Consider the following 18643-nt stretch of genomic DNA (forward strand, 5'->3'; position numbering starts at 1 on the left):
TTCACAACCTTCATGGCCAAGCGCTTCGTTCTTCTTGGACCCCCGGCATCCGGCAAGGGTACCCAGGGACGGCGCTTGGCGGACCAGCTGGGTCTGGCCTACCTCTCGACCGGGGCCTTGTTGCGATCGGCGGTGGAGGAGGGGAGTGGCCTCGGCATGGAGGCGGCACCCATCCTCGAGCGGCACGAGTATCTGCCGGATGCCCTGATGTGTTCAATCATGGGCGAGTGGCTCGCCGGCCAGACCGGTGGCTGGGTGCTTGACGGGTTTCCCCGCAGCCTCGTACAGGCGGAGTTCCTTTCCGAATGGCTGGCAGATCGAGATCAGAAGCTCGACGCTGCCATCCTGCTGGAAGTCCCGGAGGAGGTGTTGCTCCAGCGCATTCGGCTCCGTGTCGAGTGCCCGGAGTGCCGTTGGTCCGGACGGCGTCCCGAGCTGAACGGTGCCGGCCGTTGTCCCGAGTGCGGAGGAGTCGCCGGGCCTCGAGCCGATGACACGGTGGCGGGCTTCCAGTCGCGATTCAAGGAATACCGTGCGCACACCTTGCCGGTGGTGGCACACTACGAGGCCCGCGACGTGCTCAAGCGTTTCGATGCAGCACAGGACCCGGACGGTGCCGAAGAACGATTGCTCAAACTTGTCCGAACATCGCATGGCCAGGCGGCATAAGATCAAGATTAAGAACGCCCACGAGATCGGTCGCATGCGGGCGGCCGGCGAGGTGGCCAGCGAGGTGCTCATGGCGCTTGCCAAGGCCATCCAGCCGGGACGCACGACGCTGGAGATCGATCAGCTGGCCGCGGAGTTGATGCGGGAGCGGGACTGCAAGAGCGCCTTCCTCGGATACCGCGGCTTCAAGGGGCAGATTTGCATTTCCGTCAACGAGGAGGTTGTCCACGGCATCGGCGGGCCCCGCAAGATCCATCCCGGCGACGTGGTCAAGATCGACGTCGGCATCGTCAAGAACGGCTGGATCGGCGACAACGCCGTCACCGTCGCGGTCGGAGAGCTGGACGAGGAGACCAGGCGTCTGCTGGTTGCGACCGAAGAATCGCTTTTCGCGGCGATCGACCATGCGCGTGCCGGTGAGCGTCTCGCCGATCTTTGCGGTGCGGTCGAGGAATACGTCGAACCTCTGGGGTTCACCGTGGTACGCGAGTTCGTCGGCCACGGGGTCGGGCGCGACCTGCACGAGGAACCGCAGGTTCCCAACTACCGGCCCCAGGGCAAGAGCCCGATCCTCCAAGCGGGCATGGTGCTCGCCATCGAGCCGATGGTGAATGCCGGCAGCCGCTCCGTGCGGATCCTCGACGACGGGTGGACGGTGATCACTACCGACGGCAAGCCGTCGGCACACTTCGAGCACACGGTTTTGATCACTGACGGGGAACCCGAGTTGCTGACGTGGCGCCCGCGCGGGGTGCCGGGGCTTTGATGCGCCTCACGGATTGACCGGAGGCTTCTTGGAGACGGCGAAGCGATACTTGCCGATGGCTTCGGCGATCCCGGTGACCACCGCGGTGCGGAAGGTCGGGTTGTTGATCAGCCGTGCCTCGTAAGGGTGGGTCATGAAGCCGACCTCGATGAGGATCGACGGGTGCTTGACGCCGGTCAGGACGCTGAAGCGTGCACGTTTGATGCCCCGGTCCAGGGAGTTCTTGCCCAAGCGGCGCGACACCGAGCCATGGACGGCGGTGGCGAGGGCGACGTTGGCGGAGTCGTGGCTGTTGCCGGTGCGCGCCTGGTAGTCGCTGGAATTGAGACCACGCCCGTAGTGTGCCACGCCGATCGGCGAGAGGGTGAAGGTTTCCAAGCCACGTGCCGAGGAGCGGCCGCCGGAATTGTGGTGGATCGAGATGAAGATCGCGTTGTCGTTGATGCGGTTGGCGATGTTGACCCGCTCTTGAAGGGTGAGGTAGCGGTTCGAGTCACGCGTCATCACCACCTTGTAGCCGCGCTCGGTGAGCATCTTCTTCAGCTCCTCGGCGACCTTCAGGTTGTAATTGGCCTCGGTGCCGAGGGAATTGGTGGCCCCGGGGTCCTTGCCGCCATGGCCGGGATCGATGATCACCGTGCGGAAATCCCCGGCGTTGCCGATGTAGTTGGGCCGCAGCACCGGATCGACGAGCTTCGAGAGATCGATGCGGGAAACCCAGGCCTTGCCGCCGCTTTCCTCGACCTTGTAGCTGAACACGAATTTCACCCCGTTCATCAGGCACTCCTGCGCGCCGGGGCGGAGCTTCATGATCACCTTCTTGTTTTCCAGGATGACCTCGCGGCCGCTGCGCTTGATGGAATCGAAGCCGTAGAACTTCCTCATCCCCTCCACGTTGACGTAGTCGCGGCCATTGATCTGCTTGGTCTCCCATTGGGCGAAGCCGGTCAGGCAGGTGCCAAACCATGCGAGCAGCACGGCGAACAGGAGTCGGGAAATTCGTCGGGACGTCATGGGCGAACGGAAGAAACCACAGGAAAGGCGATTCCATTAGCGTTTTTGCGCCAGTCTTACAAATCCGTTTTCGCCGAAAGCCGGGCGTTGATCTGCCGGTCCTTTCTGCTTTCCGTGCTTGGTCCGGTCCCTAACGTCGCGGCCATGACCATTGAGACCGTCGGCAACTACCGGGCCCGTTGGGGCGAAGGCCCTTTGTGGTGGAAGGATTCCCTGCTGTACGTCGACATCGAGTCCCACCGGGTGATCCGTTTCAATCCGGGAACCGGCGATGAGACGAGCTGGGATGTCGGCGAGCGGGTAGGCACGGTCGTTCCCCGTGAGGCCGGAGGGCTGGTCATTGCCGGCGACAACGGCTTCCATTTCCTCGACGAGGAGACTGGCAAGGTCACGCATCTCGGGGACCCTGAGCCCGACAAGGCCGACAATCGCTTCAACGACGGCAAGTGCTCACCGGACGGGCGTTTTTTCGCGGGCACCATCAGCCTGGTGAAGAAGACGGGTGACGCCCGCCTCTACCGGCTCGATCCCGACCGCACGATTCATGAGGTTTTCGGACCGGTGACCAACTCGAACGGCATCGTTTGGAGCGCCGATGGACGGACGGTCTATTACATCGATACCCCACGGAAAGAGGTCCTTGCCTTCGATTATGAAGCCGGTCACCTGACGAATGTCCGCAGCGTCGTTTCAACGGCCCACCATGAGGCGTCTCCGGACGGAATGACCATCGATGCGGATGGCAACCTCTGGATCGCGTTTTGTCACGGGGCCTGTGTCGCCTGCTTCAGTCCGCAAAGCGGTGAGGAATTGAGGAAGATCGACCTCCCCTGCCTTGAGACCACCGCCTGCGCCTTCGGAGGCGAGGATCTGGCGGATCTCTATGTCACGACGGGAGTGCACAAGTCCGTCGAGGAGGCGGATGCCGGACGCTTGTTCGTGATCAAGGGGCTGGGCGTCCGGGGCGTGCTGGCCAATGGCTTTGCGGGATAGTTGCTTGGCAGCCGGGCCCGCGGCGATAGTGGTCCGGAGCGGCGGGGATCGCACCGGATCCGTCAAGCGGCGCGTCCGGCGGCGAGCATGCGGGTATCTGCTTAGGGAAGGCCGCCGCCAAGCGGGCTCCCGGTTAGGCGGAGCTCCGCGCCCATCGGGCTTCCCGGCGACAATAGTCAAATTTGGTTAAATTTCATACTTTCCAAAAAGTTACAGATCAAGTATAGGCGACCCTCAAATGGAATGATTTCCTTCGGGTAATGCAATCGAGCTGGATGGAACGAGTGTCTGGATTTGTCTGCAATCTCTTGCTGCTGACGATGTCGTTGGCGTTGATGGTTGCTTACGGATTCTTGTTCAAGGTGTTCCGGCCGGATCAGATTGAAGTGCGGCCGGTGGAGGTCCAGCAGCAATCCGATGACCGCGCCGATGATCAGTGGTCGTATGTGGATCCGGAATCGTAGGGATCACCGCTGCATCTGAGGAGGGGGCCGGATGCTTGGTCGTTGTTTGTTTCCGGGACACTCCGCGGGTTGATATCTTGAAGCACACGGCCGCGTAGTCACGAGGTTGTCGTGATCCCTGCGTATTTCCGTGCTTTCCTGCTCTTTTCGGTCGCTGCTGAGGCGGCCGATGGTCCGGCGGTGTCCTATGCCTTCGAGGTCCGACCGATTCTCGCGGACAAGTGCTTTGCCTGCCACGGGCCGGACGCCGCGAAGCGGGAAGCCGGCCTCCGGCTGGACACCGCGGAAGGTGCGACGGCTCCGCTGCGTGACTCGCCCGGGTGGGCGATCGTTCCCGGCGATACTGATCGGTCGGTTGCCTGGCAGAGGATTTCGTCGGACGATCCCGAGCAGGTGATGCCGCCGCCTGACTCGCATCTGGTTCTGGAGGAAGGGGAAAGGCAACTCGTTCGACGGTGGATCGAGCAGGGGGCGAAGTATGAGCGCCACTGGGCGTTCCAGTCGTTGCCGGACGAGGTGGCGGTTCCAGCCACGCGCGATGTCGCCTGGCCCCGGCAGGAATTGGATCGCTTCATCCTGGCACGGCTCGAAAGCGAGGGGCTTGCGCCGTCGCCCGCCGCCGGGCCGCATCGATGGTTGCGACGGGTCACCCTCGATCTCACCGGGCTGCCGCCTTCCCCGGAAGAGATCGCGGCGTTCATCGAGGCGAGCCGGGTGGATGTGCAGGCGGCGAAGGTCGAGGTGGTCGAGCGCTTGCTCGCCAGTCCTCGCTTCGGGGAGCATTTCGCGGTGAGCTGGTTGGATGCCGCCCGCTACGCCGACTCGTATGGCTACCAGTCGGACGGCCTTACCCAGTTCTGGCCGTGGCGGGACTGGGTGATCCGGGCCTTCAACGGCAACTTGCCGATCGACCGCTTCATCACCTGGCAGCTTGCGGGGGATCTCCTGCCGGATGCGACCCGCGAGCAACAGCTCGCCACCGCGTTCAACCGGCTCCACCGCCTCACCAACGAGGGGGGGTCGGTGGCGGAGGAGTTCCTGGTCGAAAACATGGCCGACCGGGTCCAAACCTTCGGCTCTGTTTTTTTGGCGCTGACCCTGGAGTGCAGCCGTTGCCACGATCACAAGTACGACCCGATCCCGACGCGGGACTACTATTCGCTCGGTGCCTTTTTCAATTCGATCCCCGAGCGAGGGTTCTACTCCTCGCCGGTGATCCAGCCGTCCCCATCGCTGATGCTTCCTGACGCCACAATGGAGGAGCAGCTGCTGAAAGCCCACGGTGAAGTCGAAGCTGCCCGGGCTGAGGTGGAAAAGCGGCGGCTGGAATCCGATGCCGACTTCGACGCGTGGTTGGCGGGTGAACCTGGAGAAATGCCGTGGATCGACTTGGTTTCCCGCCTCGACTTCACCGGCGAGGGGCCGGCCATGGTATTCAAGGATGCCGCGGGTGCGCCGGATGCCACGGGCAGCGGCCTGCAACGCGTCGAGGGGAGGTCCGGTGCGGCGGTGAAGTTCGACGGGGATTCACCGCTCCGGCTTCCCGGCAGGCTCGCCTTCGACCGGATCCAACCGTGGACGATCGACCTGGTCCTCCGGGATCCCGTCGCCGATCCGTCGCCGGTGGTGGTCTTGCACCGCTCCTACGGCACTGATGTCGGCTACAACGGTCTCGAATTGCTGCTGGCGGGGGGACATCTCGAGGCCCGGGTTGTCCGAGACTGGCCGGGCAATGCGATCGGGGTTCGTTCACTGCGGCCGATTCCGCAGGGGCAGTGGTCGAGGGTTACCTGGAGCTATGACGGTTCCAGCAGCCCGTCCGGAATGATGCTCTTTTTGGACGGCCAGCCGCTAGAGACCGAGGTCACCGCGGATCGCCTGTGGAAGTCGATCACGCAGCCCACCCATGGCGATGGCATGGCTGCCCTCGGCCAGCGCTTCCGGGACCGGGGCTTTGCGGGCGGTGAAATTGAAAGGTTGATGGTGTTCTCCAGGGCGATTTCGCCGCTCGAGGTCGACGTGCTGGACGAACCGTCGCCGTGTCTTGCGGCAATGGGGCAGGCCGGGAAGCGGCGCGAAGATTTGAAGGCGGCATGGCTGGGGGCGATTGATCCCGCTTATCGCGAGGCCATGGCGTCACTGACCGCCGCGCGGGCCGCCGTGATCGCCGTGGAGCAGGGGACCCCCGAGATTCCGGTGATGCGCGAGACCGCCCGGCCGCGGCCGTCCCACGTGTTGGCACGCGGCGCGTATGACGCCCCGCGCACCCGGGACAACGAGGTTTCGCGCGGGACCTTTTCCGAGATCCTGATCCCGCTCCCCGCCGACGCGCCGCGCGACCGGCTTGGGCTCGCTCAATGGTTGACGGACCCGCGGCATCCCTTGACGGCCCGGGTCTTCGTCAACCGGGTCTGGGCGAATTTCTTCGGCGAAGGGATCGTCGCGACCGCCGACAACTTCGGACAACAAGGCGCCCTGCCGAGTCATCCCGAATTGCTCGACTGGCTGGCGAGGGATTTCGTTTCGCATGGCTGGGATCTCAAGCGCCTGTGCCGCGCGATCACCCTGAGTGCCACCTACGGCCAGGACAGCAGGATGAGCGCCGGCTTGTCCGGTCTGGATCCGGGGAATCGACTCCATGCCCGCGGCCCGTCGCGGAGGTTGGGTTCGGAGCAAATCCGCGACCTCGCCCTGTCCGCCTCCGGGCTGCTCCGCCATCGGGACGGCGGCCCGCCGGTTTCGCCCTACCAGCCGGGCGGCGACCTGTGGCGCGAATCGAACGCGATGTCCGCGGGCTACCAGCGGTCCAACGGCGCCGATCTCCATCGCCGGTCCATCTACTCGGTGTGGAAGCGCACCGCGCCCTTGCCCAACATGCTCGCCTTCGACAGCCCGACCCGCGAGGTCTGCACGATCCGCCGGCCGCAGACGAACACGCCGTTGCAGGCCCTGGTGTTGTTGAACGACGTCCAGTTCATCGAGGCGGCGCGGGCCTTGGCGGCCCGGGTGCTCGAGCTGCCGGAAGAGCAACGGATCGCCGCGGCATTCACGGCCTGCACGTCGCGGCCGCCCGACGGGCGTGAGCTCGAACTGCTCACCGGGCTCGCCGCGGAGCAACGCGAGGTTTTCGCCGCCGATCCCGCCGCCGCGGGGAAGTATCTCGCCTTGGGTGAAGACCCGGCGGGGCGTGGCTCGGATCCGGTCGAAACCGCGGCGATGACTGTCGTTTGCCAGGCCATCCTCAACCTCGACGCCGCGATCTGGAACCGATGAACCCTGAAACCTTCAAGAGCCTGACACGGCGCCACTTCTTCAAGAGAGGGGCCGCGGGCATCGGTGGCGCAGCGTTGGCGTCGATGGCCGGCGAGCGCTTGCTGGCCGCATCGCCACCGTCCCTCGCGCCGAAGGCAAAGCGCATCATCTACCTGTTCCAGTCCGGCGGGCCGGCGCAGCAGGATCTTTTCGACTACAAGCCGCTGTTGGTGGAAAAGAACGGCGAACCGCTGCCGGACCACGTCCGCGGCGGCCAGCGCCTGACCGGCATGTCGGCGCAGCAGGCGTCGATTCCGCTGGCCGGTAGCCACTTCAAGTTCGCGCAGCACGGGCAGTCGGGAGCCTGGCTGTCCGAGTTGCTGCCCCACACCGCCGGGATCACCGACAAGCTGTGCTTCGTGAAGTCGATGTTCACCGACGCGATCAACCATGACCCGGCGATCACCTTTTTCCAAACGGGCTCCCAGATCGCGGGGAGGCCGTCGATGGGCTCGTGGTTGTCTTACGGACTCGGCTCCGAGAACGAGAACCTGCCGGGATTCATCGTGCTGGTATCGGCGGGGCAGGGCGGGCAGCCCTTGTATTCGCGCCTGTGGGGCAACGGCTTCCTCGACTCGAAGTTCCAGGGCGTCCGCTTTCGTTCCGGAAAGGACCCCGTCCTCTATCTCTCCAATCCCGACGGGATCTGCCGCACCGGCCGGCGGGCGATGCTCGACAAGCTCTCCGTCCTGAACCGGGTGCAGTTCGAGCGCGAGCTCGACCCGGAGATCGAGTCGCGGATCGCCCAGTACGAAATGGCCTACCGGATGCAGACCAGCGTGCCGGAGGTCACCGATCTCGGCGGCGAACCGGAATCCGTCCACCGGCTCTATGGCGAGGACAGCCGCAAGCCCGGAACCTTCGCCGCCAACTGCCTGCTGGCACGGCGCCTGGCCGAGCGTGGGGTGCGTTTCATCCAGCTCTACCACCAGGGCTGGGACCAGCATGATAACCTGCCCGGGGCAATCCGTGGCCAGTGTCTTGAAACCGACCAGGCATCGGCGGCCCTGGTCCGCGATCTCGAGCAGCGCGGGTTGCTGGAAGACACCCTGGTGATCTGGGGCGGCGAGTTTGGCAGGACCTCCTATTCGCAGGGGAAACTGACCAAGGAGACCTACGGCCGGGACCACCACCCGCGTTGTTTCACCATCTGGATGGCGGGCGGCGGGGTGAAGCCGGGGATCTCCTTCGGCCACACCGACGCCTACGGCTATAACATCGCCGATGCCGACGGCATCCCGATCCCGGCGGACAAGCACATCTACACCCCGGGGGCGGTCCACGTCCACGACCTCCAGGCGACCATCCTGCACCTGATGGGCATCGATCACACCGCGCTGACCTATCTTCACCAGGGCCGCCGCTTCCGCCTGACCGATGTCCACGGCCACGTCGTGAACGAGTTGCTCGGCTGATAAAAAGCGGTATTGGACGCCGGCCGCTTCCGGTTCAAGCTGCCGCTGTGCTCCCTGCGCTTACCGGTTTTGATCCCGCCGCCCTGGAGGCCTTTCTGGCCGCCGAGGGCCAACCCGCGTTCCGCAGCGGGCAGATCCTCAATTGGATCTGGAAGAAGAAGGCCGACTCGGTCGAGGCGATGACCAACCTGCCCGCCGGCCTGCGCGGGAAACTCGCCGAGTCGTTCCGCCTGCACGCGCTCGAGCACTCGCGGACGCATGGCAGCGAGGACACGACCCGCAAGTTTCTCTTCAAACTTCACGACGGACGCTACGTCGAGAGCGTGCTGATTCCCGCGAACCCGGCGCTCTACGGCGAGCGTTCGGACCGCCGCACGCTCTGTGTCTCTTCCCAGGTCGGCTGCGCCTACGGCTGCAAGTTCTGCGCGTCCGGATTGGCCGGATTCTCCCGCAACCTCGATCCGGCGGAGATCGCCGGGCAGGTGCTGATGGCGGAGCGGCTGTCGGGCGAGCGGGTCGACAACCTCGTGTTTATGGGCATGGGCGAGCCGCTGGCCAACCTCGACAACCTGCTGGCGGCGATCTCGATCATCACCTCGCCTTGGGGGCTCCATCTCGGCGCACGCCACCTGACGATCTCCACCTCGGGTCTGGTTCCCCAGATCCGCAAGCTGGCCGAGCACCCGCAGCAGATCCGCCTGGCGATCTCGCTGCATGGCGCGACCGACGATGTCCGGGGGCAAATCATGCCGGTCAACAAGAAGTGGGGGACGGCGGAGCTGTTCGACGCGCTCGACTACTGGAACTCTCGTAAGAAACAGCACCTCACGCTGGAGTACATCCTGATCGACGGGGTGAACGATGATCTCGGGCAGGCCCGCATCCTGGCCGGCCATGCCCGCCGGCTGAAGGCGAAGGTGAACCTGATCCCCTACAACACGGTGGAGGGTCTCGACTGGAAACGTCCTCCGGAACACCAGTGCCGGGCGTTCCGCGACATTCTCCGGAACGCCGGGGTGGCCGCCACCTTGCGGCTGGAGAAGGGCCACGACATTTCCGCCGCCTGCGGCCAGCTCCGGCTCAAGCAGGAGACGGAGGAGGGGATCATCGAAGCGCCGGTCAAGCGGCGGTGACCCCGGCCACCAGCCGGCGGCAGGCCGGAATGCGGGGATTTCTCGCGGCCTCGATCTCGTAGTAGGCTTGGAGCAGGCCTTCTTCGACACCGACCCGCCGCCGCACTTCCCGCAGCGGGAAGTCCATCAGGCTCGTGAAATCGACGCTGTCGAGCGGCTGGCAATCCGAGACGGACGCGAGATGAACTGCATCGCGGAACACCCGCCCGGCGGCGGGCGGGAAGCGATAGGGTTTCGGGTAGAAGCGTCCCGCGACCCGGCCGAAGACCTCGGTCGCTGAACTCCGCATCCGCTTGCTCGATCCCATCGTGAAGCCGACGACGAAGGCCTCGTCCATCAGCGTGGTGCCTCGGCCCAACAGCAGGTGAATGCAGTCGTGCTGCTTGAGCGTGACGCGGCCGCGGAAGAGGGACAGCGGTGGCACGTCGAAGGCGGGATTCTCCATGACCCTCACGATCCACGGAACCTCGGCCTGGGAATTGCCGATGGAGAGGAGCCGTTCCATGCCCTCGCGGAGGGTGACGTGGCCTTCGCGCAGCGGCAGGAAGAAGCTCTGCAAACCAGGATGATATTCTGGCATGGGAGACTATCCCATTTTCCGCGGCCCGATGCAAGCGGCCGGCTCAGGCGGCGAACTCCTCGCGGAGCCCGACCAGCAAGGCGTTGACCCGGTCCCGGTCGGGATGCTCGGGGAGCGAGCTGTCCTTGAACGCGTCCTGGACCCGGGCGAGCTGCTCTTCCGCCCGTGCCACGAGATCCTCGTAGGCGAACTCGCCGGACCGCACGCGGAGCAGGAAGTCGCGGTTGGGCCGGCGCACGCGGATCACGCCTTCGGTGGCGATTTCGCCGGCCATGTCGAGCAGGCGCAAGGTGTGCATCAGGTTCTTCGAGTCGTAGCCCCGCCCGTGGCTGGCGTTGGTGGCGAAGCGTTCCTCGTTCCTGCGTCCCACCCATTCCCAGTACTCGCGGTGGGCCTTGCAGTGGGCCTTGAAGGCGTCGAGGTTGAAATGCATCCAGGCAAGTGGCACGGCGTCCTTCGGGACACTGCTGAAAACCAGCGTGTCGGGGTCTTTCGGCGACACCAGGCCGCGGAGCTCGGCACGGGAGTCATCGTAGATCGCGAACATCCCGGCGGCGTGCTGGACGGCGGTGAGGCCGCATTTCCGCGGGTCGATGCCGCGCGCGGCCAGCCAGTCGAGAACAGGGACGCTGCCCTGTGCTTCCGGGACATGGCAGAAGCTTAGCATCGGCCGGCGTTGCTCCGGCTGGGGGTTGACGATTTTCTTATTGAGTCCGCGGGCCTTGCGGATCTGGCCCATGGCGTATTCGCCGAAGGTCCGGGCGCAGAGCTTCGAGAGGAAAACCGAGGGCTCCAGCCGCGCGAACAGCGGGTGGCGGTGGCGGATGCAATCGTCCGGCATGGCCAGCAGTTCCATGGCGTTCGGGTTGTTCTTCAGCAGCAGCGACACGAAGTGGCCGAGTTCGTAGTAAACTTGGTCGCTGCGCTCGTCGGCGACCTGCTCGATGGCATCCAGCCCGAGCAGGAAGGACCGGGGCGCGACAAACACCCCGCGGCGGTCCTCGTCGGAACCCGCGATCGCGGTGCCGTAGGCCTGGCTACCGGCGACGCTGTCCAGCAGGAGGAGATCCGGCTGGCGGACGCGATCGAGGGTGAAGGAGGATGGTAGGGGCGGTGTGCTCGGACCCCGGACTTCCGCGCGGAAGAGTTGGTCGAGCAAGGAGGCGTCGGGATGGACCTGGGTGACGTCGGGATTCGCGGCAAGGGCCTCGGCGAGGAAGCTGTCGAGGCATTCCAGCCGGGGCATGCGCTCGTTTTCGAGGGTATGGGTCTTGTGGTCGAGCAACCCGGGAACGAGCTCTAGGATCTCGGGTGGTGCCAGCGGGATCAGCTCGGCGAAGGCAACCGGCGGGATGCCGCGGCCCGCGGAGATCCAGCGGGCGCAAAGAATCGCGCGGAGGGCGTAGAGGTAGTCCTTGGCGCGGACCTCGGCGGCCGCGAGTTTGCCGAGCACCATCTGCCGGGCGAGACCGTGGTAGTGGTCGTGGGCGGCGCGCGGGGAGAAGACGGCCCGTGCCGTCGCCTGCCAGCGCTCGCGGAATCCCGGGTCCGAGCGGTAGACGACCGGCGAATGCAGCCACTCGACCAGCGCCCCGTTCGACTTGCCGAGCAGGCGGGCGGCCTTCCGGATGTCCCAGCCACCGGCGTCGAGGTCACCGTCGGCCAGCGGCAGGTAGATGGCTTCGGTGCTGGCGGCGACCGAAAGGTAGGTCGCTTCCGGCCGCACGAAGAGGAAACGGATGTCGTAGTCGCTGTCCGGCGAGGCGAAGCCCCAGGCGCGGCTGCCGGATTCGCAGGCATAGGGGATGCGCACGCCGTGTTGGCGTTCGATCCGGTCGAGGTAGGCGGCAATTTCGGCGTCCATGGGCACCGGGGGTGTAGCGGGAGGAAACACTCCGGACAAAGCCAAAGCCGCAGGTTCCTGCGGCGGCGTGGCGACTTTCGATCTTGTTTCAACGGCGCCTGCGGCCGAAACTCTTAGAACCGCGGATTCCTTCCGGAGACGGCGGATCCGGCGAAACCCACTCCCACATCATGAAAAACAACTCTTTGGTATCAACGGCGGCCGTTCTCCTTCTGGCACTCGGCAACTGCGGTCTGCTGTCCGCCGGTTCGGTGCGCTTCCTCCTTCTGGATGAAGCCACGGCTTCCCGGGAACTCGGATTCCAGGATGCCAAGGGGATCAAGAAGCTGGAGAACCTGAGCTCCGGCGAATGCTCGGCGCCGCAAGACTTTGACAAGGGGGAAGGAGCGCTGCAACTGGTCGCCATGGACCGCGAGTCGCCCGATGGAAAACCGGTGGCCACGACGGTTGTCGTACCTGACGGCATGAAGGCGCCGCTGGTGCTGATTTCGCCGGACGAAAAAGAGGCGGCGGGGGTGAAGGCGCTCGCCGTCGAGGACAGCAAGGCCGGATTCCCTTGGGGCAGCATCCTCTTCGTCAATACCACCGGGCAGGCGCTGGTGATCCGCCACGGCGAGGACGAGACGGAGCTCGCCGCGACTCCGGCATGCCAGGTGGTCAAGCCGGGAGGAGAAGCACGCAACATCAGCGTGCAGGTCGCCAAGCAGGATGACCCCGGGAAAACCATCTACTCGGCGATCTGGGAGCACGACCCGAATGTCCGCAAGCTGGCCCTGGTGGTTGCCGATGCCGACGGTGCGAACTTGCAGCTCAAGGTGATCCCCGAGGACCGCCGGCTCGAAGAGTGATCCCCGGGATCAAACGCAAAAAAGCAGCGGCCCGGAGGCCACTGCTTTTTCATGCGGTGGATGGCCACAACCTTGCCGGAGAGAACCCAAGAAACCCCGTTTCGGTCGTGGCGGCACCGCGATGGACTGGCTGTAAAACCCAAGAAACGACCAATCCACCGCGGACCATCCGCATTACCAAGGAAAGCTTTCGTTATGCCAACGCTGGAACATTTTCCAAAATAAATGAGTCCGGGATGCGGCCCACGTTTTCGACCACCAGGTCCGGCTGATAGGCGAAATTCCGCAGGTCCTGGCGGCGGGTTCCCCCGCTGAGGACCAGCACGCTGCGGTAACCCATCTGCACGGCGCCGAGGATGTCGGTCTCCATGGTGTCGCCGACCATCACGATCTCGTCGGTGCGGAGTCCCATCTCCTTGCGAGCCGCCCGCATCATGATCGGGCTCGGCTTGCCGACGGAGAACGCCTCGACGCCGGTGGCGCGTTCGATCATCGCGACGATGGCGCCGCAACCCGGGCGGGTGCCCTGCTCGGTCGGACAATTGGGATCGAGATTGGTGGCAATCAAACGCGCGCCTTTCTCGACCAGGCGCACCCCGCGTTCGATCATCTCGAAAGTGAGCGTGCGTCCTTCACCGACGACCACGAAGTCGGCGTCGTCGTCCACCACCGAGTAGCCGTTGCGATGCAAGGCCGCGGCGAGGCCGTGCTCGCCGATGACGTAGGCGGTGCCGTTCGGTTTCTGCGATGCGAGGAAGCGGGCGGTCGCCATCGCGCAGGTGAAGACCTCGTTTTCGCTGGCCGGGATGCCGAGCCGGCGCAGCTTCAAGGCGACGTCGCGCCTCGCGCGCTGCGAGTTGTTCGTGAGGAAGCGGAACGGGATGTCGTGCTTCCTGAGCCGGGAGATGAATTCGCTCGCTCCGGGGATGAGCTTCGATCCCCGGTAAATCACCCCGTCCATGTCCAAAAGAAATCCAGTGCGTGCCATGCCGGCGTCCAAGCGTCTGGCATGCCACTTGGATGCCGGTGGCGGCCGGAATTCTGCGGGCATTTCATGCCATGCCCCGATATGGGTGACCCGCTTGAATGTCGGGTCAAATTAGGGAATCAGCCCTGCGGAATCGGCATAGCTATCGGGTAAACGGATGCTGCTCGAGGAGATCCTTGGTCGAATAAAAATCGACCTTTTCCTTCGTGGCCTCGCGGATCTTCGCCACCGACTCCGGCTTCACGGCAGGCGCGGTATTGCCGAAGTGGTTGCGGACGTAGGTGAGCACGCCGGCAACTTCACGATCATCCAGCATCGGGCCGAAGCCCATCATCGGCGGAACCCCGTTCGAGGGATCAAAGGTGGTGCCCTTCACGGTGATCGGGCCCCACAGTCCTTTCAGCACGAGCTTGATCAAGCGCTCCTCGTCGCCGGTGACCCATTCGCTGCCGTCCAGCGGCGGGTAGATCTTGTCCTGACCCTTGCCGTCCGGCTGGTGGCAGGTGGCGCAGTGCGCCTCGCGGCCGTAGACCTCCTTGCCGATGCGCCAGAGTTCGAGATCGGCGGCGGCAAGTTTCGGCTCCGGCTCTGCCGGCGTGGCGGGTTTCGCGCCGAGTTCAAGGGTGCCGTCGAGGTAGCCGGCGGCAACAGGGTTGCCGGTGAGGTCGAGCGCGCCATCCTTCTTCAACTCTTCGATGTCGTCGCCGAGGGTCAGGAAGGCGGTCTTGATCGCTTCCGGCATCCACTTGCCAACCGGGTGCTTGAGCGCCTCGAGCAACACGGTGGCGCCGTCGGGATTGTCGAGCCATGACGCGGCGGCGATGGCTTCCAGCCGGACCAGCGGGTGGGGATCGCCGGCCGCCTTGAGAAGAAGCGCGGTGTGGTCGGGGATCTTCCGCCAGGCGTAGCGCAGGACGTGGACGGCCGCGGCGCGGGCCTGATGGGATTTGGCACCGAGGCAGAGCCCGAGGATTTCGCGGTCCACGCGGTTCTGCGCCCAGGTCACCCACAGGGCTTCGGTGACATGGTGCTCGTAGCGGGGGTCGGAGGGGTCGAGGGTGTCGATCCATGCCCTGGCCGCGGGCGCGACGATGTCGGCGGATTGGCCGCGCAATTCCCGGCGGGCGCGGTAGCGGGTGCGGTACTCGGGCTCCTTGAGGGCGGCGAAAAGCGCGGGAACCGAGGCGCCGGCGATGGCCGGGGCCTCGACCAGCGGGCGCGTCTTGTGGGAGACCCGGTAGATCCGGCCGCGGGCGTGGTCGCGGTTGGGATCGCGGGCCGAGTGCTGCATGTGACCGACCAGCGCGTTGTGCCAGTCGAGGATATAGAGCGAGCCGTCGGGCGCGAACTCCAGGTCGCAGGGGCGGAAGTTCGGATCGCTCGAGCTCACGAGGTCGCCGAGGGCCTCGCCGGAAAAGCCGCCGTCGTCTTCGTGGAGGCGGCTGACCGAGGTGCCGAGGAAGCCGATCGCGTTGTTTTGCATGAAGGCGCCCTGCATCTCGTCCGGGAAATGGCGGGACGATACGAACTCGGCCCCGGAGGTCGGCCGCGAGCGCTTCGGGGCGAAGGGGGCGATCTTCTTGATTTCGTGGCTGAACGGCGCCTTTACCGAAAGCGGCAGCGCCCACCAGTTGTTCCCGTCCGAGGCGTCGCCGATGAAGCACTGGTCCCAGTCATCGAAGGCGATCCCCCAGGGATTGTTGAAGTAGGTCTGGACCGTCCGCTCGAGCCGGAACGACTGGGGGTCGAAGCGCCAGATGCCGCCGCCGGTGCAGCGCTGAGGGCCGTAGGGCGTCTCGACTTGGGAATGCAGGAAAACGCCCTCCGCCATGTAGATCGCCCCGGAAGCGTCCGAGGAGAAGGCGCTGATTGCGTGGTGCGTGTCGTGGGGGTCGAAGCCGTTTAGAATGTAACTGCGTTGATCCGCCTTGCCGTCGCCGTTGGTGTCGCGGAGGTAGATCAGGTTCGGCTCCTGCGAGACGTAGACGCCGCCGGGTGCCAGCTCGAAGCCGATCGGCAGGTGCAGTCCGTCGGCGAAAACGGTCTGCTTGTCGGCGCGATGATCGCCGTCGGTGTCCTCGAAGATCAGGATCTTGTCGTCGGGCAGCGGGTCGCCGGGACGGTAGTGCGGGTAGCTCGGCATGGTGCAGACCCACAGGCGGCCGAAGTTGTCGAAGGTCATCTGCATCGGGTTCGCCAGGTCCGGGAAGTCCCGTTCGTCGGCGAAGAGCTCGATCTGGAAGCCGTCCATCACGGTGAACTTCTCCAGGGCCTCCTTGCCGCTGAGGTATTCGATCGGGCGGGTGAAATTCGTCTCCACCGGGTCGAGCGCGCGGGTCTTGGCGTCGGCGGCGGCGAGGTCCATCTCCTTGCCCGCGACCGCTTGCCAGATCGCCTCGTCGCGGACCGCGGTCATTTCACGGATCTTCTCGATCTCCTGCGGGTAGTTGAAATTGCCGTAGGGCTTCCAGCGCCGGCCGTAGGCGTGGACGCCATTGAGCATGCGGTGGTCGTTTTGCCAGAACCACGACTTCTCGACGACCCGTGCGGCGACCTTGTTGGGATCGGCCAGCAACAGGATCTGGGCGGGTTGGTAGAGGGCGTCGGCGAGGAGGTAGGCGATTTTCACGTCGCCGACGTCGTTCAAGGCGAAGCCGTTGGTCGTGAGTTTCGACTGCGAGTCCTTGAATAGGGCAAGGGTGGGGTTGAACAGGTCGATGAAGCCGACCTGGCGCTTGGCGGCCACCTCCTTCATGACCTCGGTATAGAGAGCGAGGTTGGCGTTCTCGCGGGTGCCGTCGGGCAGGTCGTAGCCGCTCGAGAGGTCTTCGAAGGCGATCGGCGAAACCAGCACCAGCCGCGGCGCGGAGTTGCCGTTGTACTGTTGGGCGAGGGTATGGGCGACGAAGGTATCCAACTCGGCGCGATACTTTTCGGTGCCGGCGGGACCTTCGAAGGATTCGTTGTAGCCGAAGAAGGCCAGGATGGTGTCGGCCTTGCAGGTCGCCAGCCACTCGTCCTCCGACGGGTAGTGGCCCTCGCCGCGGTGCTGGTTGAGCTCCGGGCGGAGTTTTTCGGCACCCGGGAATGCCCACGGCGTTTTCCGGCCGGCGCGCGGGCGGTAGGCCGGGGTGTCGCCGGGGTAGCAGAGGTTGCGGACGGTGAGGTGGTGCTCCGGGTAGCGCAGGTGCAGCTGGGTCTCGAAATTGCCGTAGTACTGCATCCGCTCGCCCAGGCCGTTGCCGAGGAGGACAATGTGCTCGCCCTTTTGTGGGGCTTCGAAAACGGGGGCCGCGCGGAGTGCCGGCAGCAGCAGGCAGGCGACGAGGAAGAATCTCGCGATCATGGTGGGCTTCAATGAAGGGACGTTGAAAACGCGCGCTTCCGGGGGTTCTTTCCGGAAATCCTGGCGCACGGGCGTCCCCGGTTGCTTCCGGCACGCTTGCAAGGATCGGGGGCCGCCGGCAAACTGGAATCATGAAAATCATCGCGGCCGTTGCGGCCATCCTGACCTGGGCCGCGGGGCTGTGCGTGGCCGCCGACGGCGAGGAAATCTTCAACGGCCGCAACCTCGACGGCTGGTCGGCGCAAAGCGAGGTCGACTGGATGGTCCGCGACGGGGCGATTGTCGCGACCAAGGGCAAGCCCGGCCTGCTCACCACGCAAGCCACCTACCGTGACTACGAACTGGAGATCGAGTTCCGCGCGCCGGATGGGACCAACAGCGGGGTCTTCCTTTCCACGCCGCAGACCGTCACGGATCCCGCGACCGAGTGCTATGAACTCAACATCGCGCCGTCGTCGAACCCCTATCCCACCGGCAGCCTGGTGGGGCGGGTTCGCCATGACGGCGGCGAAGCACCCGAATGGCGACGGTTCCGGGTGAAGGTGGAGAGCGGCCGGGTCGAGGTGTGGCTGAACGGTGAGAAAGTGGTCGATTACAAGGACCTCCAGCCGCTGGCCGGGGGGCACATCGGGCTGCAATTCAACCAAGGCAGGGTGGAGTTCCGGAAGATCAAGATCCGCAAGCTCGGTCTGCCGTGAGTGCCGATCTCCGTGCCATCGCCGGCGAGGTCCGTGCCATCTACCGCGAATGGGAGCAACGGCCGCTGGAGCGCCAGTGCACCGGTCGCGGCGACTGTTGTCGCTTCCGGATGACCGGGCGGACGCCCTTCCTGACCAAGGGCGAGGCCCTGGTGGCGGCCCTTGCCTGGCGCGCCGCCGGCCGGACCGCGGTGCCGGAGTCGCCGGACGGGGCCTGTCCCTTTTTGAAAGGCGGCCGTTGCCAGATTTACGTGGGGCGGCCGTTCGGCTGCAGGACGCATTTCTGCGATGCCGCCGGCGGTCCGGCGGCGCGGCGGGACGTGCGCGATCTCATCCAGCGGCTTGAGGACATCGATGCCCGGATGGGCGGCAGCGGCGGGGTGAACTTGCCGGCCGCCGTGGCGGCGGCGATGGATCCGGCGGGTGCCCGTCGACGCGGTGGCAGCTCCGGGCGGCGGTAACACGAGGCGATCCGGCTCGCCGATCGGCGGGATCCAAGGCCGGTAGCGGGACGGACGCCGTTCCATGCGACATCCGGGCAAAAAAGTGGCGC

Annotated in this window: 15 protein-coding genes; 10 read left to right on the plus strand and 5 right to left on the minus strand. The window is 65.3% G+C overall.

Going from position 1 to position 18643, the window contains the following annotated elements; genetic code table 11:
- Positions 1 to 12 precede the first annotated feature (12 nt).
- Together IG178_RS09815 and map are read left to right on the plus strand one after the other, a co-directional pair.
- Entirely contained in the window at positions 13 to 669 is a 657-nt protein-coding gene (locus IG178_RS09815) for an adenylate kinase family protein (RefSeq protein WP_193212368.1), read from the plus strand.
- Positions 653 to 1435, plus strand: a complete 783-nt coding sequence (map, locus tag IG178_RS09820) for a type I methionyl aminopeptidase (RefSeq protein WP_193212369.1) — start codon at positions 653 to 655, stop codon at positions 1433 to 1435. The genes IG178_RS09815 and map overlap by 17 nt, the downstream gene beginning before the upstream one ends.
- A 6-nt stretch (positions 1436 to 1441) precedes the next feature.
- Here the strand turns inward: map and IG178_RS09825 are convergent, their stop codons facing one another.
- On the minus strand, positions 1442 to 2449 hold the full coding sequence (locus tag IG178_RS09825; protein ID WP_193212370.1) for an N-acetylmuramoyl-L-alanine amidase family protein: 1008 nt from the start codon (positions 2447 to 2449) through the stop codon (positions 1442 to 1444).
- Between the two features lie 144 nt (positions 2450 to 2593).
- Here IG178_RS09825 and IG178_RS09830 point away from each other — a divergent pair, with 144 nt between their 5' ends.
- From IG178_RS09830 to rlmN, 5 genes are all read left to right on the plus strand, one after another.
- Positions 2594 to 3442, plus strand: a complete 849-nt coding sequence (locus IG178_RS09830; protein WP_193212371.1) for an SMP-30/gluconolactonase/LRE family protein — start codon at positions 2594 to 2596, stop codon at positions 3440 to 3442.
- Positions 3443 to 3702: 260 nt separating this feature from the next.
- Positions 3703 to 3906 carry a hypothetical protein gene (locus IG178_RS09835; protein WP_193212372.1) on the plus strand — a complete coding sequence of 68 codons (204 nt, stop codon included), beginning with the start codon at positions 3703 to 3705 and terminating at the stop codon, positions 3904 to 3906.
- A gap of 111 nt (positions 3907 to 4017) precedes the next feature.
- The gene (locus IG178_RS09840) at positions 4018 to 7179 is read left to right on the plus strand and encodes a DUF1553 domain-containing protein (RefSeq protein ID WP_343225956.1); all 3162 of its coding nucleotides are present in this window, start codon (positions 4018 to 4020) and stop codon (positions 7177 to 7179) included.
- Complete coding sequence (locus IG178_RS09845; protein ID WP_193212373.1) at positions 7176 to 8633, plus strand: DUF1501 domain-containing protein; 1458 nt, start codon at positions 7176 to 7178, stop codon at positions 8631 to 8633. Before IG178_RS09840 ends, IG178_RS09845 begins: the two co-directional genes overlap by 4 nt.
- Positions 8634 to 8680: 47 nt before the next feature.
- Entirely contained in the window at positions 8681 to 9766 is a 1086-nt protein-coding gene (rlmN, locus tag IG178_RS09850) for a dual-specificity RNA methyltransferase RlmN (protein WP_193212374.1), read from the plus strand.
- On the opposite strand, the gene IG178_RS09855 is transcribed toward rlmN, so the two are convergent.
- Together IG178_RS09855 and IG178_RS09860 are read right to left on the minus strand one after the other, a co-directional pair.
- Positions 9753 to 10346, minus strand: coding sequence for a hypothetical protein (locus IG178_RS09855; protein ID WP_193212375.1), 594 nt, complete (start codon positions 10344 to 10346; stop codon positions 9753 to 9755). The two genes, rlmN and IG178_RS09855, sit on opposite strands and share 14 nt — an antisense overlap.
- 43 nt (positions 10347 to 10389) lie before the next feature.
- Entirely contained in the window at positions 10390 to 12210 is a 1821-nt protein-coding gene (locus IG178_RS09860; RefSeq protein WP_226895286.1) for a DNA polymerase beta superfamily protein, read from the minus strand.
- Positions 12211 to 12380: 170 nt separating this feature from the next.
- Here IG178_RS09860 and IG178_RS09865 point away from each other — a divergent pair, with 170 nt between their 5' ends.
- Positions 12381 to 13058: a hypothetical protein gene (locus IG178_RS09865; protein ID WP_193212376.1), complete on the plus strand. Its 678-nt coding sequence runs from the start codon at positions 12381 to 12383 to the stop codon at positions 13056 to 13058.
- Positions 13059 to 13251: 193 nt separating this feature from the next.
- Here IG178_RS09865 and IG178_RS09870 read toward each other — a convergent pair whose 3' ends face one another.
- Together IG178_RS09870 and IG178_RS09875 are read right to left on the minus strand one after the other, a co-directional pair.
- Positions 13252 to 14046, minus strand: a complete 795-nt coding sequence (locus IG178_RS09870) for an HAD-IIA family hydrolase (protein ID WP_226895287.1) — start codon at positions 14044 to 14046, stop codon at positions 13252 to 13254.
- Positions 14047 to 14188: 142 nt separating this feature from the next.
- Positions 14189 to 17392, minus strand: coding sequence for a PVC-type heme-binding CxxCH protein (locus IG178_RS09875; RefSeq protein WP_193212377.1), 3204 nt, complete (start codon positions 17390 to 17392; stop codon positions 14189 to 14191).
- Positions 17393 to 17523: 131 nt separating this feature from the next.
- Between IG178_RS09875 and IG178_RS09880 the strand changes: the two genes are divergently transcribed.
- Both IG178_RS09880 and IG178_RS09885 read left to right on the plus strand, forming a co-directional pair.
- Complete coding sequence (locus IG178_RS09880) at positions 17524 to 18090, plus strand: 3-keto-disaccharide hydrolase (protein ID WP_193212378.1); 567 nt, start codon at positions 17524 to 17526, stop codon at positions 18088 to 18090.
- Positions 18087 to 18551: a CxxCxxCC domain-containing protein gene (locus IG178_RS09885; protein ID WP_193212379.1), complete on the plus strand. Its 465-nt coding sequence runs from the start codon at positions 18087 to 18089 to the stop codon at positions 18549 to 18551. The genes IG178_RS09880 and IG178_RS09885 overlap by 4 nt, the downstream gene beginning before the upstream one ends.
- The last annotated feature ends 92 nt before the right edge of the window (positions 18552 to 18643 follow it).

The organism is Neoluteolibacter marinus (genome assembly GCF_014904755.1).
Taxonomy (GTDB): domain Bacteria; phylum Verrucomicrobiota; class Verrucomicrobiia; order Verrucomicrobiales; family Akkermansiaceae; genus Haloferula; species Haloferula marina.

Excerpts from the sequence above, each read along its gene's own strand:
- map (WP_193212369.1), top strand. The coding sequence starts at position 653 with ATGGCCAGGCGGCATAAGATCAAGATTAAGAACGCCCACGAGATCGGT.
- IG178_RS09845 (WP_193212373.1), top strand. The coding sequence starts at position 7,176 with ATGAACCCTGAAACCTTCAAGAGCCTGACACGGCGCCACTTCTTCAAG.
- IG178_RS09835 (WP_193212372.1), top strand. The coding sequence starts at position 3,703 with ATGCAATCGAGCTGGATGGAACGAGTGTCTGGATTTGTCTGCAATCTC.
- IG178_RS09830 (WP_193212371.1), top strand. The coding sequence starts at position 2,594 with ATGACCATTGAGACCGTCGGCAACTACCGGGCCCGTTGGGGCGAAGGC.
- IG178_RS09825 (WP_193212370.1), bottom strand. The coding sequence starts at position 2,449 with ATGACGTCCCGACGAATTTCCCGACTCCTGTTCGCCGTGCTGCTCGCA.
- IG178_RS09875 (WP_193212377.1), bottom strand. The coding sequence starts at position 17,392 with ATGATCGCGAGATTCTTCCTCGTCGCCTGCCTGCTGCTGCCGGCACTC.
- IG178_RS09815 (WP_193212368.1), top strand. The coding sequence starts at position 13 with ATGGCCAAGCGCTTCGTTCTTCTTGGACCCCCGGCATCCGGCAAGGGT.
- IG178_RS09865 (WP_193212376.1), top strand. The coding sequence starts at position 12,381 with ATGAAAAACAACTCTTTGGTATCAACGGCGGCCGTTCTCCTTCTGGCA.
- IG178_RS09870 (WP_226895287.1), bottom strand. The coding sequence starts at position 14,046 with ATGGCACGCACTGGATTTCTTTTGGACATGGACGGGGTGATTTACCGG.
- IG178_RS09855 (WP_193212375.1), bottom strand. The coding sequence starts at position 10,346 with ATGCCAGAATATCATCCTGGTTTGCAGAGCTTCTTCCTGCCGCTGCGC.
- IG178_RS09880 (WP_193212378.1), top strand. The coding sequence starts at position 17,524 with ATGAAAATCATCGCGGCCGTTGCGGCCATCCTGACCTGGGCCGCGGGG.
- IG178_RS09860 (WP_226895286.1), bottom strand. The coding sequence starts at position 12,210 with ATGGACGCCGAAATTGCCGCCTACCTCGACCGGATCGAACGCCAACAC.